This window comes from Streptodolium elevatio (assembly GCF_053592165.1).
Map to the genome: position 1 here is coordinate 88,544 of NZ_JBSFVE010000025.1, position 14,606 is coordinate 103,149.

Consider the following 14,606-nt stretch of genomic DNA (forward strand, 5'->3'; position numbering starts at 1 on the left):
CTCTGAGCCGGCTTGCTCTAATTCGGCGTACTGGAACGCGGCGTGCTGGAACGCGGCGTGCCCGTGGGTACGGCACTGGCCCGCGGGTCACCCGGACGGCCGCTGCCGCCGCGCTCGGTGAGGGCCTGTGCCAGCAGACGCGGTGAGAGGTCGGGACGCACAGTGTGCGCGCTCTCGATGGTCAGGGCCGCGGCCGCGGTACCGTGTTCGACGGCGGAGCGGACCGGGTGTCCGGCCAACAGCGCGTGGGCGAAGGCGGCGAGCATGGCGTCACCGGCTCCGGTGACGTCCTTCACCCCGGCGGGCAGCGCCGGAACGAACACATGTCCCTCGTCGAGGCTGCTCAGCAGACTCCCCCGGGCACCGAGCCGGACCCAGACGTGGCTGACGCCGCGCTCGTGCAAGTTCCCTGTCGCAGCCAGCAGTTCACCGTCGGATCCGGTGGGGAGGCCGGTGAGCGCGGTGAGTTCCTCCCGATTGGGGGTGACGGCGTACAACGGGCGGTCCGCCGCGATCAGCGGTGCGAGCGTCGCCGCCTTGGGCACGCTCACCGGTTCCATGAGCGTCGGGACTCCGGCCGCCTGGCCGAGGTCCAGGGCATGCGAAGCGGTGGCCGCCTTCAGGTTGCCGTCCAGCACGAGCAATCCCGCGTGGGCCAGCAACTCGCGCAGTGGGCCTAGGTGTTCGGGCAGCAGGTGCTCGGTGGCGGTCATGTCGGCCACGGCCAGCACCAGTTCGCCGCCCGCGTCCAGCACCGCCGTGTACGTACCGGTCGGATGCCTGCTGCGATGCATGTGGTCGAGCCGTACGCCCGCCGCCGCGGTGTCTGCGAGCAGCCGCTCCCCCGTCGCGTCGACGCCCACCGCGGCGATCAGGTACGTGGGGGTGCCCAGCCGGGCCAGGTTCTCCGCGATGTTGCGGCCCACGCCGCCGGCCGCCATCGAGCCCGAGCCCGGATTGCTGGTGCCGAGGATCGCGGTGGCGGCGCTCCGCGCCTTGATGTCGAGGTTGGCGCCTCCGACGACAACGACGGACGACTCCTCGCTGAGGATGTAGCCGCGCCCCAGCACGACGCCCTTGCGCGTCAGATTCGACAAGTGGACGTTCACCGCCGCACGCGTGGTGCCCAGCCGCCCGGCGATCTCGCCAGGCGAGAGCCGGGGGTCGCCGCGCAGCAGGTCGACGATCTCCCGTTCTCTGTCCGTCAGTGCCATGCTTACAAGACTAAAGAATCTTTACATATATATGCAAGTCTCATCCCATCGCCTGGACGGCTCCGACGCAGGGACGACGCGGTGGTCGCAGCGCAGCCCGGTCGCCCGAGTAGCCGGGGGTCGCCGCGAGGCGGCGCCCGACCGACTCCGGTCGAATCAGATCCGACCGAAGGAATGCGTGCCCCTTCCATGTTTAAGTCATCTGTCTTAACGTGCGCTCTCGGCGGCTCCACTCACTCCTAGAGGGCACTCTCATGACGACCATTCGCAATCGCGTCGCCGAACGCGGCACGTCCATGGGCGCACGGGTGTTGCGCCGACTGCCGATCGGCGCGCAGTCGGCGCCGTACGAGCTGTTCGACCTGCGGCCGTGCGGACCGCTGATCGGGGCCGAGGTCCACGGCGTCGACCTGCGCGAGCCGGTCGGCCCGGAACTGTTCACCGAGCTGGACCGGGCACTGCTGGAGTGGAAGGTGCTGTTCTTCCGCGACCAGCCGATCGACTCGGCCCGGCACCGTGCCTTCGCGCGCCTGTGGGGCGAGTTGGAGGTGCATCCGTTCCTCGCGCAGGGCGACGTGCCCGAGGTGGTGCGATTCGCCAAGGACGCCGCGATGGTCGGCGTGGAGAACGTCTGGCACACCGACGTGACCTGGCGTCAGGAACCCGCGCTGGGCTCCGTGTTGCGCGCGATCGAGGTACCCGACTTCGGAGGCGACACGTTGTGGGCGGACATGGCCGCCGCGTACGACAACCTCCCGGCCGACGTGCAGGAGCGCATCGAGGGCCTGACCGCCGTGCACGACTTCGCTTTCTCCTTCGGCCGGGCGATGGACCCCGACCGCTTTGCCGCGATGCGCGCCCAATACCCGCCCGCCGAGCACCCGGTGGTGCGAACCCACCCGGTCACCGGCCGCAAGACCCTGTTCGTCAACGAGGTCTTCACCGACCACATCGTCGGACTGGCCGACGACGAGAGCGAGGAACTGCTCGCTCTGCTGTGCAAGCAGGCCACGTACCCCGAGTACCAGGTCCGCTTCCGCTGGCAGCCCGACTCGGTGGCGATCTGGGACAACCGCGCCACCGTGCACTACGCCACGAACGACTACCACCCGAACGTACGCGTGATGGAACGCGCGGCCATCCTCGGCGAACGGCCGTACTGACAGCGCGTCAGACTGCCCGTCGGTGTCGACCCGCACGCGACACATAGCCGGCTCCCCGTTAGTCATACCGGGTCGCTGTCCGGGCCACCTCCCAACTTGTCGGTAGCGTTGCGCGTCGGTCCGCCCGCACCCGCAGGATGGGGAACCAGCCGATGAGTTCGACGACGCGCCTGACCAGGACGAAGCGGCTGTCCGCCGCGCTGATGCTGACACTGGGGGTCACGGCCGGCGCGACGGGCAGCGTAGGCACGGCTGCGGCGGAGCCGGCCGCGCGGTCGGCCGCGGCCACGCCGCCGTACGGCTGCGCGGCGGACGCGTCACCCGGGCACACCCGTGCCGAACTGCCGGACGCCGAGATCTTCGCGACGGACAACACGGCGGTCATCACGGACCCGGGCGACCCCCGGCTCGACGCGCACCTGCTGGGATTCGCCTGCGAAGTACGCGGCATCATCCGGGCCCACGGGGCGGACCCGGAGGAATCGTCGCTGCTGGACGGGGTGTTCTGGTCCACCGACCTGCAAGCGGCCACGTACGAGCGGTCCCGCGCCTTCGACGTCGAGGACGTCACCCCCGAGCAACTGCGCACCGTCGCGGAGACCGTCCGCAAGCGCTTCCGGCAGGAATCCGTCCTGACGTTCGACTACCTGCCCGCGTCGTCGCCGCGCGCGACCGCGATCGAGGTGGAGGTGCCGGGCGTGGACGTCACCCGGCTGCACGACGGGCTGCTCGCTGATCCCGAGGCGCGCGAGGTCCTGTACGGCGGCTCGGTCACCGTACGCGGCGGCAAGCTCATTCTCGTCGCCGACCGCACCGACACCGAGGTCGTGCGGCGCTTCGTCGCCACCCTCGGCGCCGACTGGTCCGCGGCGGCGGTCCACTACGGCGCCCGGGAGTTCGTGGGCTGACCGGCCCTCGACCGATGCCCGACCGCCACCCGCCACCCGGCCTCCGGCCCCCCGACGACCGACCCGGCGTTCCCCCTCCGCCCGCGAAACGGCCCGGCGGTCGCGCACGGGTGGTGCGCGACCGCCGCCGCTTTCCGCCGTCGGGCCCGGCCCGGGCGGACCTTGCTAACCGCCGTTCGGGTCCGGCCTCGTCGCGGTGTCCGAGCGCCAGTCGTCCAGCGCGTGCAACTCGCCCTGTGCCTTCGTGGGTGCGGGGGCGGGTATGGGTCCGGTGAACAGGCGGTGCCACACGGGTGGGTCGGCCCGCCGGGTGACGTCGGCGGGACGCTCACCCGCGTACCCACCGAGGGGGCCGGCGTCGAGAGGGGGGCGTGTCGTCATGCGCGAAGTCTGGTCGAGACACCGTCAGTTCGCGAAATCCGCGCGGGCGTTCCGCCCCGGTCTCCGCAGGCATGAGCATGGTCGCCCCGACTCGCGGGAGTTGGCCGAGATTGGCGCTGTGTGGACCGTTCCGCGACGGCGGTGAAGGCCCGCCGCCACGGTCCCGTCCCGCCTCATCCCGCGGCGGCCGCCCGCGGCTTCCACTGGGTGGCGACAAAGGCGAACGCCGGGGGGTGGCCCGGCGTGTCGAAGTAGGCCGTGTTGAAGACCTCCAAGTGGACGACGGTCTTGCCGACGGTCTCGAAGCACCACCCGCGGCCCTTCGCGAACCTGGGGTCCGACCGGAGCATGTCCACCGTGACGTGGTCCGGGATCGTCCGCTGCCGCGCCGCGGTACGGCACCGCTCGACCGACGGGTCCTCGCTGTCCACCACCCCGGCGACCGCTCTCCCGGCCACTATCCGCAATCCGCTCCGATCGCCGAGGGCCGGCCCCCGCGCGCCGCGTCCTTGCCGGGAGTGCTCGTCAGCGGAGTCCGGTAGCGTGCCGGACCGGCGGCAGATCGGCGCGTACGCCCCGGCGCGGACCGCCGCGCGGACCCGTGTTCCCACGTACCCGAGGAGTCGACGATGGCACCTTCGCTGGACGGCCGGACCTTCGCCCCCCGCGGCCGCCCCGAGCAGGGCGAGGTCGACTCCGCGACGCGGTTCCGGTACCGCGAGGCGGACGGCGCGGTGTGGGCGGACTACGCGGGCGGCGAGATCGTACGCGGCCACCTGATCGGCACGCGCGACGGCGACACGATGGACTTCCGGTACGTCCAGCTGAACCGGGACGGCAAGACCTCCTCGGGGCACTGCGCCACCCGGATCACCGAACTCCCGGACGGGCGGCTCCTCCTGGACGAGACGTGGGAGTGGGAGTCGCGACCCGGACAGGGCACCAGCGCCGTCGAGGAGGTCACCGACGCAGCCGCCTGACCCGGGCACCCGCCGCGACACCGATCGCGGGACACGCCCGGCCGCGTGAATCCCCCGGCCACCGCAACCGACCTAGGCTGTCGATCATGACGCGGGCCGTGGCGCGGCTGTGGTGAGGAGTCTGCATGGAACTGCCCGAGGACGTGGCACCGAAGGCACGCACGGTCGCCGAACTTGACGATGCGCTGACGCACTGCCGGGCGTGCCCGCGGCTGGTGGAGTGGCGCGAGGAAGCCGCCCGCGTCAAACGCGCGTCCTTCGCGGACTGGAACTACTGGGCCCGCCCGGTCACCGGGTTCGGCCCCGCGGACGCGCGCGTGCTGGTCGTCGGGCTGGCTCCGGCCGCCCACGGCGGCAACCGCACCGGCCGCATGTTCACCGGGGACCGGTCGGGCGACGTCCTGGTGCGTGCCCTGCACGACGTCGGCCTTGCCTCGCAGGCGACTTCGGTGACCCGCGACGACGGCCTGGAGCTGCTCGGCGTACGCTTCACCGCCCCCGTGCACTGCGCGCCGCCCGCGAACAAGCCGACGCCGCAGGAGCGCGACACCTGCCGGCCCTGGCTGGAACGCGAACTCCGGCTCATGCGACCGACCTTGGGGTCCGTCGTCGTGCTGGGCGCCTTCGGCTGGCAGGCTCTGCTGCCGGCGCTGGCGGCGGCGGGCTGGTCGGTCCCTCGACCGCGACCGGTGTTCGGGCACGGCGTACGCGTCGACCTCGCCCCCGCCGACTCGGCTCCCGCCGCGCTCCGGACGCTCCCCGTCTTCGGCTGCTACCACGTCAGCCAGCAGAACACCTTCACCGGCCGGCTCACCCCGGCCATGCTGCGCGGCGTACTCGCCGAAGCCGCGCACGCCGCGGGACTGCCGACGGGCTGACCGCGCGGCGGGCCGTGTCCTACGGGACCGCCGGGGCGCTGGCCGAATCGTCGTCGTCATCCATCGACCAATTGGCGCTGTTGGCCGCGACGCTGCCGAGGCCGAGGACGATGAACACGCCGATCAGCACTTTGCCCGCGGTGCCGACCCGCAGCGGCCGGGTGGCCGAGCGCGCCGCCGTCTGCGTCGCGCCGACGGTCATCTCGTCCGGCCCCTTCCCGGCCGCGACAGGCTGGGCGGACGCGGCGGACGCGGACCACGCCGCGTCGGGGGCGTCGCCGAACAGGCGCTTGGGGTACGACGAGGCGAGCATCAGCGAGTACGCCCCCAGCCGCATCCGGTACCGCAGGATCGCGCTGGTGGCCTCGAACAGCGGCTCGGGCATGCGTCCCATGATCAGGACCACCAGCCACGAGATGAACGCGACCGACCACCACCCGGCCGAGACGATCGCCTGGATGATCATCGCGGGGATCATCAGCAGGATCCGGAAGAAGACCGCGAGCCGGTTGAGATGCACCGGCTGGATCTCGATCCGCACCGGGTAGCCCGCCACCTCGCCGAGCCGGAACGGCGGGTACCGGTCGGTCAGCAGCATCATGCTGGCGTTCACCCGGGTGTCGTAGCGCAGGAACCCGGTCAGGAACCCCCGGATGGGCGAAGGCAGCCGGCCGAGCACCAGCGCCGCGAACCAGCCCACGATCGCGGTGACGACGGCCACGATCGACAGCACCGCCAGCACGATGTACTGCGGGATCAGCAGCAGGAGGCGCAGGAACACCGTCCAGCGGTTCTGGTGCTCCGGGAACGGCATGTCCAACTCGGGCAACGGCTCGCTTGCGGATGCGGGCACACCTGGCTCCTCTGCGACACGGTCTTCTGCGGTGACCGCGAGTTCCCGCAAGAATCGGCCGCGACACACCGCGTACGCCCGTTCGGCCGATCAGCGGCGATCCGTTTCGCGCCACCCGTGTCTCCGGATCGGTCGGCGAATTCACGGTTGATGTACTGCACGTACTCCGACGCTGCTCCCCTCGGCGGCCGGTCGTTCGACGACCGCCAGTACCTTTTGGCGTGCTACCTGGGCTTGCTGACGCTCCGTCTGCTGCCGACCACGCGCAACCCCGCCTGCGGGTCGGTCGCCGAGTCCGGGTCGGGCTCCGGCCCTAGGGAGTGTCTTCAAATTCGCGTCGGATAGCCCGCGGGCCGTGGTGCGTGCGCTCGCAAGGCGCGGGCCGCAGCTCGGCCTGGGTTTGGCTTGGGAGGGCCGCCGGGCCCGGCGGCAAGGTCCGCAACGCGGCGAGCGTGCGTGCCACGGTTCGCGGGCCCGACGCGAATTTGAAGACACTCCCTAGGGATGGGCGGGCACGATGCGGCCGTCCACGAAGGTCGCCCGGACCACGTCGCCGGTCAGCGTGTCGAGCGCCTCGCGGAGCGGTACGCGGAGCAGGCAGAGGTCGGCCGGCGTGCCGATGTCCAGGTATCGAGGAACCCCGGGGGCCTCCGGCCTTCCGGTGAACAGGCTTAGCGCGTCGAGCGGTTCGAGGGCCTCCGCGCCGTCCCGGTCCACCGCGGCGCGCATGGCCGCCCACGGGTCGAACCCTCCGAATGGCGCATCGGTCCCCGCGGCCACCGGGACTCCCGCCTCGGCGAGGGACCGGCAGCGGTACAGGTGTTCGCGGTCGTCCGGGTCCACATCCGTCGCGTACTCCCGGCCGCGCTCCACCACGAAGTGCGGTTGCGTCACCACCGTCAGTCCGAGCCGCGCGATCCACGGAATCGTCTCGGCGGGGATCACCGAACCGTGCTCGACGCGGTCCCCGGGGACCGCGCCGGCGTCGTCGAACGCCAGCAGCGTCACCAGCAGTTGCACGCGGGTGACGCAGTGGACCGCCACCCGGCGCGGTCGCACCGCCCGGACGGCCGCCGCGAGTTCGGCGGGCGGCGGCAGGGTGGCGTCGTCTAGCAGCACCTTCACCGGGCCGCCGACGCCCATGACGACCACGCGCTGCGGCAGCACCGACAGCAGGGCGGGCAACCCCTCCGCGGGCTGCGGATCGGCGTTGGTGAGGCCGGTGACCCCGAGCGCCGCGGCCCGCCGCCCCAGGGCCGGCAGGTCCAGCGGTACAGGCGGGGTCCACGCACGCAGCCGCCCGTCCTCCCGCCAGAAGCACCCGTCGCCGTCGAGCCCGGCCGCCCGCAGGGCCGCGCTGTTCCAGACCCACAGCTCGCCCGTGCGGTGCTGGACGCGCACCGGGCGGTCGCCGGCCAGCTCGTCCAGCACCCATCGGTCGAGGCGCCCGGCGACACTCTCGTGGTAGCCGACCGCGCGCACCCACTCCCCCGGCGGCCCGGTGCGCAGCGCCGCCGCGAGACCGGCCCGGCCGCCGACGTCGGCCGGGCCGACACGTACCGAGGCCGCCTGGGCCGCGAGTGCGGTCAGGTGGACGTGGTGGTCGTGGAGACCGGGCAGCAGCGCGGCGCCGCGGCCGTCCAGGTCGGCCCGGCCGGGCAGGCGCTCGCCGGCGGCTCCGATCTCGGCGATCCGGCCGCCGGTGACCCGGACGTCCACCACCTCGGCGCCCGCCAGCTCGACACGTCTGATCAGCACGGCGAGCGGGGGACCTCGTCGGCGCGGCCGTCGGCCAGCCACGCGGCACAGTTCGCCATGGCGACGGACACGAGCCGTCCTCCCCCTTCGGCGAGCGCCCGGGCGGCGGCGTGCGCGGCGAGGATCCCGGTCACCGGATCGGCCATGGCGTCGCCGAGGAAGACCGGGTCGCCGGACGTGTCCCGGCCGACCAGGCCGCCCGCGACGGCGGCGTCGTCGCCGAACGCGACGCGGTCGTCGTCCCGCCCGTACCCGGTGATGCCGATCCACAGCCGACCCGGGCGCGCCGCGAGGAAGTCCTCGGCGACCACGCCGAGGCGCCGGAGCGCGCGGGCCCGGGAGGCCTCGATCACCACGTCCGCCTCCGCGACGATTGCGGGCAGCGCCCCCGACGCGAAGTCCACGACCAAGCTCTCGTGCCCCTCGTGCAGACGGCGGTAGAACGCCGGCGATCCCCGGCGGGCGCCGTCGGGCCGCGTGGTGCTCTCGACCTTGGTCACCCGGGCACCGGCCTGCCCGAGCAGACGCGCGCACAGCGGGCCCGCCCACAGCGCCGACAGGTCGACCACGCGGAGCCCGGAGAAGCCCCGTACGCGGCGCTCGCCGTGCTGTACCTCGTACACCGCCCGGGACCCGTCGCGGACGGAGCCGAGGCCCGCGGCGGGCGTACCGAGCAGTTGCGCGGCTGATGCGACCTGATCGGCCGTGCGCTCCCGGGCGGCCTCGCGCAGCCCGGCGACCGGCGCTTCGGTGTCGGGCACGTCGGCACCGAGCAGGGCGTAGAGCGCCGGGAGCGCGGCGGCGTCGTCCGGGCGGGCCAGGTTGACCGCCGCCCAGCCGTCGGAGGCCGGGACGAGATGGCAGGATCCGTTCGCCGAGGTCCGCCCCGGAGGGCGGTAGCCGGCCAGTTCCGCGCGGAGGAACAGTTCGGTCGCCACGTCCACGGGCGTGCCGGTGAGCCGCGTGAAGTCGCGCGCGATCGCCTCCAGTCGACCGACGAACGGTTCGGCGGAGGCCGTCCACGGACTGGCCGCAGTGATCGCCACGCCCGGCATGCTATGCGGTGGCGTCGTACGGGTCACCCGGTCGGCAACGCGTTCGCCTGGTCGGCGAGGCTGCGCTTGTCGATCTTGCCCACCGGTGTGCGCGGGAACGCGGCGGCTATGCGGATCGTGTCGGGGGTCTTGTAGGGGGCCAGGCCCGCTTCCGCGAGGAACGTCTTGAGCTCGGGCAGGGTCGGGGGGTCGGCCGGGTCCGCGGGCACGAGGATCGCGCAGACGCGCTCGCCGAGGACCCGGTCCGGCAGCGGGATCACCGCGGCCTGGCGGATCTTGGGGTGGGCGGTGAGGTGGTCCTCGAGTTCACCGGCCGGCACGCCCTCGCCGCCGCGGTTGACGACCTCCTTGATGCGCCCTTCGACGACCAGATGGCCGGACGGGAGGCGGCGTACCAGGTCGCCGCTGCGGTAGAAGCCGTCGGGGGTGAAGGCGTTGGCGTTGTGGTCGGGCACCCGGTAGTAGCCGCGGATCGTGTATGGCCCCCGGGTCAGCAGTTCGCCCACCTCGCCCTCGGCCACCGGCGATCCGTCGCCGTCGACGATGCGGACCTCGTCGTCGGGGCTGAGCGGGCGTCCCTGGCTCTCCGCGACGATCTCGTCGGAATCGCCGGTTCGGGTGTAGTTGAGCAGACCTTCCGCCATGCCGAACACCTGCTGGACGCGGCAGTCCAGGGCGGGGGTGAGCTCGCGGGCGAGCGCGGCGGGCAGTCGGGCGCCGCCCACCTGGAGGAGGCGCAGCGACGACCGGTCGCCCGGCTCCCACTCCCACATCTGGCTCCACAGGTCGGCGACCGGCGGCACGACGGCGGTGACGGTGACCCTCTCGCGTTCGACGAGCGCGAACGCCTGGTCCGGGCTGGGGCCGGGCGCCAGCACCGCGGTCCCGCCGACGCCCAGGATCCCGAGGATGCCGGGGCAGGCCAACGGGAAGTTGTGGGCGGCCGGCAGCACCGCCATGTAGACGTCGTCCTCGGTCAGGTCGCACACCTCGGCGCTGGCACGCGCGTTGTAGGCGTAGTCGTCGTGTGTTCGCGGAATGAGCTTGGGCAGCCCGGTCGTTCCGCCCGACACGAGCAGCAGGGCGACGTCCTCGGGGCGCGGTCCGGGCGGCAGCGCGACGGGCTCGGCGTCGACGTCGGCGAGCGCGACGGCGTCCGGGCCCGGCTCGCCGGCCACCACGACGTGCCGCAGAGACGGGACGCGCTCGCGGACCTCGCGGGCCAGCTCCCGGTGGTCGAAGCCCGCGAGGGTGTCGGGGATGACGTACGCCACCGCCTCCGACAACGCGGCGAGGTGCCCGATCTCGTGGGCTCGGTGTGCGGGCAGGCACAGCGCCGGTACGGCCCCGAGGCGCGCGAGGGCGAACAGCACCACCACGAAGTCCGCGCTGTTGGGGAGTTGCACCACCACCCGGTCGCCGGGTCGCACGCCGAGTCCGGCGAACCCGGCGGCCGTGCGGTCGGCACGGAGGTCGAGTTCGGCGTACGTGGTGCGTCCGGCCGCGTCGACGAGCGCGGTACGTTCCGGCCACGCGCCGGCCCAGGTTCGCAGCAGCGCGCCGAGCGTGTCGCCGCGCCAGTACCCGGCGGCCCGGTACCGGGCCGCGGCATCGTCCGGCCAGGGGACGAACCCGTCCAGGGAACCGGTGCCGGTCGTGCCGGCGAACTGGCCTGCGGTGTCGGCTTTTTCGTGTGTTTCGCCGGTGCTCGTGGGCACGGTTTCGTCCTTTGCTGGCGTGGGACGTGCGGGAAATCGACGGACGTGGACGGGATCTACGCCGGGCTGTCCGACGCGAGCATCGCGTCGACCTCTTCGTCGGTGAGTGCGGCCACCTGGAGGTACAGCTCGGCGACCGCGGCGGTGCGCCCGGGTGTGTCCTCGTCCGCGACCACCCGTGCGGAGAGCGCCGCGACGGTGCGGTTGCCGAGCAGGGCCCGGACCGACAGCCCGTCGGTGTCGAGGGCTTCCCGAAGGCGTCCCACCGCGGCGGTGGCCAACACGGAGTCCCCGCCGAGTGCGAAGAAGTCGTCGTCGCGCCCGATACGGGCCGGGGCGGTGCCGGCACCGGTGAGGACGTCGCGCCACACCGCGGCGACGGCTTCCTCGACCGGCCCGCGCGGCGCCGCGTGCGCGGTGCTTCCGCGTCCCTGCTCCCACAACGCGGCCAGGCGTGCCCGGTCGGTCTTGCCGTTGCGGGTCAGCGGCAGTTCGGTGAGCACGAGCACCTGCTCGGGGATCATGTGCGGCGGGAGCGTATCCCGGACGGCGGACAGGATCTGTTCCTCCGTCAGTTCGGCCGGCCCGACCACCGCCGCGGCCAACGCGCGGCCCGGTGCGCCGACGACCCCCGCGACGGCCTGCCGGACGCCCGGCACGTCCGCGAGCGCGGCCTCGATCTCGCCGAGTTCGATGCGGTAGCCGCGCAGCTTGACCTGGTGGTCGCGGCGGCCGAGGAACTCCAGCGTGCCGTCGGGGAGATAGCGCGCGAGGTCGCCGGTGCGGTACCAACGTTGCCCGTCGTACTCGACGAACCGGTCCGCGGTGCGCACCGGATCGCCGCGGTATCCGAGGGCCACCCCCTCGCCGCCGATCCACAGTTCGCCCGGCACGTGGTCGGGCCGGTCGCGGCCGAGGACGTCGACGACGCGGCAGCGCACGTTCGCCAGGGGGCGGCCGTACGGGACGGCCCGCCACCACGAGGGCAGTTCGGCGCCCGGCGGGACCTCGTACACGGTGGAGTGGATGGCGGTCTCGGTGGTGCCGCCGAGGCCGACGAAGCGGCAGGCGGGCACCTGGGCGTGCAGGCGGACCGGGAGGTCGGCGGTGACCCAGTCGCCGCCGAGCAGCACCACTCGCAGGGTGTCGGGGAGGCGGCCGGAGCCGTGCTCGGCGCCTTGGTCCGTGCCGGGTTCCGTGCCCTGTCCCGTGCCGGGTTCCGTGCCCTGTTCCACCGCGGTGAGCAGCATGGCGAGCAGTGCCGGGACGCAGTTGAGCACGCTGATGCGGTGCTCGCGCAACTGCCGGAGCCATTCGGAGGGTTCGTGCCGGTCGTCGGCATCGGGCACGACGACGGCGCCGCCGACCGCGAGGGGGGCGAATATGTCGAAGACCGAGAGGTCGAAGTCGAGCGCCGACAGGGCGAGCGTACGGTCCGCCGGGCCGAGCGCGTAGCGGCCGATGAGGTCGTCGATGGTGTTGACGGCGGCGCTGTGCGGGACTTCGACGCCTTTGGGCTCGCCCGTCGAGCCGGAGGTGAACAGCACGTACGCCGCCGCGTGTGCGTCGCCGGGCACCGGCCCCGGCAACGCCAGAGCATGCCCGGCAGCTTCGGCCAAGGAGAGCGAACGGGCGTGCGGGGAGGCCCCTGTTGCCCCGTCGCCGTCGAGCACCAGGCGGGCGCCCGCGGTCGCGTGGATCCGGGCGCGGCGGGACGCGGGCTGCTCGACGCCGACCGGGACGTACGCGGCGCCTGCCGCCAACACCCCGAGCACCGCGAGGATCTGGTCCGGCCCCTTGGGGAGGGTCACCGCGACCGTGTCACCGGCGCGTACGCCCTGTTCGCCGAGGGCAGCGGCGACGCGCAGGGCCCGGTCGGCGAGTTCGCCGTACGTCCAGCGCAACTCCGTTCCGGCGACCACCGCGACGGCGTCCGGACGGGTGCGCGCCAGGGTGAAGAAGCGGTCGTGCAACCGGTGCGTACCGCGCGGCGTGTCCGTGGCGTTGGCGCGGTCGCGGACCCGGCGCTGCGCGGCCGGCAGCAGTTCGCCGACCGGCTGGTCCCAGTCGGCCTCCTCGGTGCCGAGGCGGGTGACCAGGCCGCGGTAGGCCTCGAACATCGCGTCGGCGACGCCGTGGGCGAACAGTTCCTCGCGGATGTCCCAGTTGACGAGCAGGCCGCCGCGCACTTCGGTGACCTGGGCGTCCAGCAGGACCTGGGGGCCCTGGGAGATGATCCACTCGGGTTCGCCGAACAGGTCGCGCACGTCCTCGGCGAAGAGCTCGCCGAGGTTCAGCGCGCTGGTGTAGACGATCGGGGCGACCACCTGGCCGCCGCGGGCACGGGAGAGATCGCGCAGGACGTCGAGGCCGGACCGGTCGGCGTGTGCGGCGTCGTCGTGCAGGCGGGCCTGGATGCCGCGCGCGGTGTCGAGGAACGACGCGGGTGCGCCGAGGTCGGTGTCCAGAAGCACGGATCCGGTGAAGTCGCCGACCAGGAACGGGACGTCGGGGTGGATCTCCTCGCGGTCGAACAGCGGGAGGTTCAGCAGGAAATGCGGCTCGGCACTCCACGCGGCCAACACGTGCGCGAAGGCCGCCGCGAGGGCCATCGCCGGGGTGACCGCGCGTTCGTGGGCGCGCTCCAGCCAACGGCGCTTGTCCTCGGGGCTCAGCCACAGGTGCCGCCGGGTCACGCGGGAGGGGTCGCCGCGCTCGGCCTCGGCACGCAGCGGCAGGTCGGGGGCGCCCGGCAGATCCGCGAGGCGCGATTCCCAGTGCGCGCGGGCGCGTTCGGCCGCGGCGGCCCGTAGTGGCGGCCGGTCGGCGAGGTAGGCGCGGTGGTCGTAGGCGAGCGGCGGGAGTTCGTGGTCGGGCGCGCGGTAGATGCGGGCGAGGTCGGCCAGCAGGATGCGGAAGCTGAGGGCGTCGGCGGCCACCATGTCGACGTCGACGTGCAGGCGGGTGGTTCCGCCGGGCAGGAGCGTGAGCCGTATGTCGAAGACGCGGCCCGCCTCGATGTCGAGCATCTGGTGCGAGCAGGCGTCGCGGATGGCGTCCAGGCGCCGTGCGACGCGGTCCGTCGGCAGGTCGCGCAGGTCCTCGACGGTGAGCAGGGGGCCGGTGGCCTCGGGCATCACCTGCTGGCGGCCGTCGGGCGTGATGCGGGTGCGCAGCGCGGGATGCCGGGCGGTCAGCGTGCGGACCGCGGCCTCCAGGCGCGCGGGGTCCAGGGGGGTCGCGCTGCCGGCAGGCCGGTCGAACTCGGTGTAGAGATGGGCCGCCACGCCGCCGAGGACCTGGTCGTCGCCGCGGCCCACCCAGTAGGCGTGCTGCATGGCGGCGAGCGGGAAGGGCGCCGAGGACGCGTCGGGTCCGGCCGATTCAGCCGGTTCGGCCGTCTCCGTCGGGTCCGTCGGGTCCGTCGGCTGCTCCGTCGCTCCGACGCCCGCGGCCAGCAGCGCGGCCCAGGCCGCGACGGTAGGCCGCTCGGCGAGCTCGGCGAACGTGATCTCCGCGCCGCGCCGTCGCCAGCCGCCCGCCAGCCTCATCAGTCTGAGCGAGTCGAGCCCGTGCTGAATCAGGTTGCCGTCGACGGGTACCGAATCCGGTTCGCATTCGAGGAGTTGCCCTACCTCGCGACGCACGTCCTCGACGCTCCAGTGCACGTTGTTCCCCTTCCGCCCGGCGTACGTCCG

At 73.3% G+C, this 14,606-nt stretch carries 12 protein-coding genes; 4 read left to right on the forward strand and 8 right to left on the reverse strand.

Features of this window, described 5'->3' with window-relative positions:
• Window positions 1-17: 17 nt before the first annotated feature.
• Window positions 18-1,214, reverse strand: coding sequence for a carbohydrate kinase (locus ACWD12_RS34210; RefSeq protein ID WP_450102843.1), 1,197 nt, complete (start codon window positions 1,212-1,214; stop codon window positions 18-20).
• Between the two features lie 254 nt (window positions 1,215-1,468).
• On the opposite strand from ACWD12_RS34210, the gene ACWD12_RS34215 reads away from it, so the two are divergent.
• Complete coding sequence (locus tag ACWD12_RS34215) at window positions 1,469-2,377, forward strand: TauD/TfdA dioxygenase family protein (protein WP_450102844.1); 909 nt, start codon at window positions 1,469-1,471, stop codon at window positions 2,375-2,377.
• Between the two features lie 152 nt (window positions 2,378-2,529).
• Window positions 2,530-3,285: a hypothetical protein gene (locus tag ACWD12_RS34220; RefSeq protein WP_450102845.1), complete on the forward strand. Its 756-nt coding sequence runs from the start codon at window positions 2,530-2,532 to the stop codon at window positions 3,283-3,285.
• 165 nt (window positions 3,286-3,450) lie between these two features.
• Here the strand turns inward: ACWD12_RS34220 and ACWD12_RS34225 are convergent, their stop codons facing one another.
• Together ACWD12_RS34225 and ACWD12_RS34230 are read right to left on the reverse strand one after the other, a co-directional pair.
• Window positions 3,451-3,666, reverse strand: coding sequence for a hypothetical protein (locus tag ACWD12_RS34225; protein WP_358363007.1), 216 nt, complete (start codon window positions 3,664-3,666; stop codon window positions 3,451-3,453).
• A 173-nt stretch (window positions 3,667-3,839) separates the two neighbouring features.
• The gene (locus ACWD12_RS34230; RefSeq protein ID WP_450102846.1) at window positions 3,840-4,124 is read right to left on the reverse strand and encodes a hypothetical protein; all 285 of its coding nucleotides are present in this window, start codon (window positions 4,122-4,124) and stop codon (window positions 3,840-3,842) included.
• Between the two features lie 171 nt (window positions 4,125-4,295).
• Here ACWD12_RS34230 and ACWD12_RS34235 point away from each other — a divergent pair, with 171 nt between their 5' ends.
• Window positions 4,296-4,646: a hypothetical protein gene (locus ACWD12_RS34235; protein ID WP_450102847.1), complete on the forward strand. Its 351-nt coding sequence runs from the start codon at window positions 4,296-4,298 to the stop codon at window positions 4,644-4,646.
• A gap of 125 nt (window positions 4,647-4,771) precedes the next feature.
• Window positions 4,772-5,524 carry a uracil-DNA glycosylase gene (locus ACWD12_RS34240; RefSeq protein WP_450102848.1) on the forward strand — a complete coding sequence of 251 codons (753 nt, stop codon included), beginning with the start codon at window positions 4,772-4,774 and terminating at the stop codon, window positions 5,522-5,524.
• 19 nt (window positions 5,525-5,543) lie between these two features.
• Here the strand turns inward: ACWD12_RS34240 and ACWD12_RS34245 are convergent, their stop codons facing one another.
• The 5 genes from ACWD12_RS34245 to ACWD12_RS34265 form a co-directional block, all read right to left on the reverse strand.
• Window positions 5,544-6,338, reverse strand: coding sequence for a DUF4389 domain-containing protein (locus ACWD12_RS34245; protein ID WP_358363009.1), 795 nt, complete (start codon window positions 6,336-6,338; stop codon window positions 5,544-5,546).
• 537 nt (window positions 6,339-6,875) lie between these two features.
• The gene (locus ACWD12_RS34250; RefSeq protein ID WP_450102849.1) at window positions 6,876-8,135 is read right to left on the reverse strand and encodes an amidohydrolase family protein; all 1,260 of its coding nucleotides are present in this window, start codon (window positions 8,133-8,135) and stop codon (window positions 6,876-6,878) included.
• Window positions 8,129-9,181, reverse strand: a complete 1,053-nt coding sequence (locus ACWD12_RS34255; RefSeq protein ID WP_450102850.1) for a CoA transferase — start codon at window positions 9,179-9,181, stop codon at window positions 8,129-8,131. The genes ACWD12_RS34250 and ACWD12_RS34255 overlap by 7 nt, the downstream gene beginning before the upstream one ends.
• Window positions 9,182-9,213: 32 nt before the next feature.
• Window positions 9,214-10,830: a (2,3-dihydroxybenzoyl)adenylate synthase gene (locus ACWD12_RS34260; protein ID WP_450102855.1), complete on the reverse strand. Its 1,617-nt coding sequence runs from the start codon at window positions 10,828-10,830 to the stop codon at window positions 9,214-9,216.
• A gap of 134 nt (window positions 10,831-10,964) precedes the next feature.
• Complete coding sequence (locus ACWD12_RS34265; RefSeq protein WP_450102851.1) at window positions 10,965-14,576, reverse strand: amino acid adenylation domain-containing protein; 3,612 nt, start codon at window positions 14,574-14,576, stop codon at window positions 10,965-10,967.
• Window positions 14,577-14,606 lie beyond the last annotated feature (30 nt).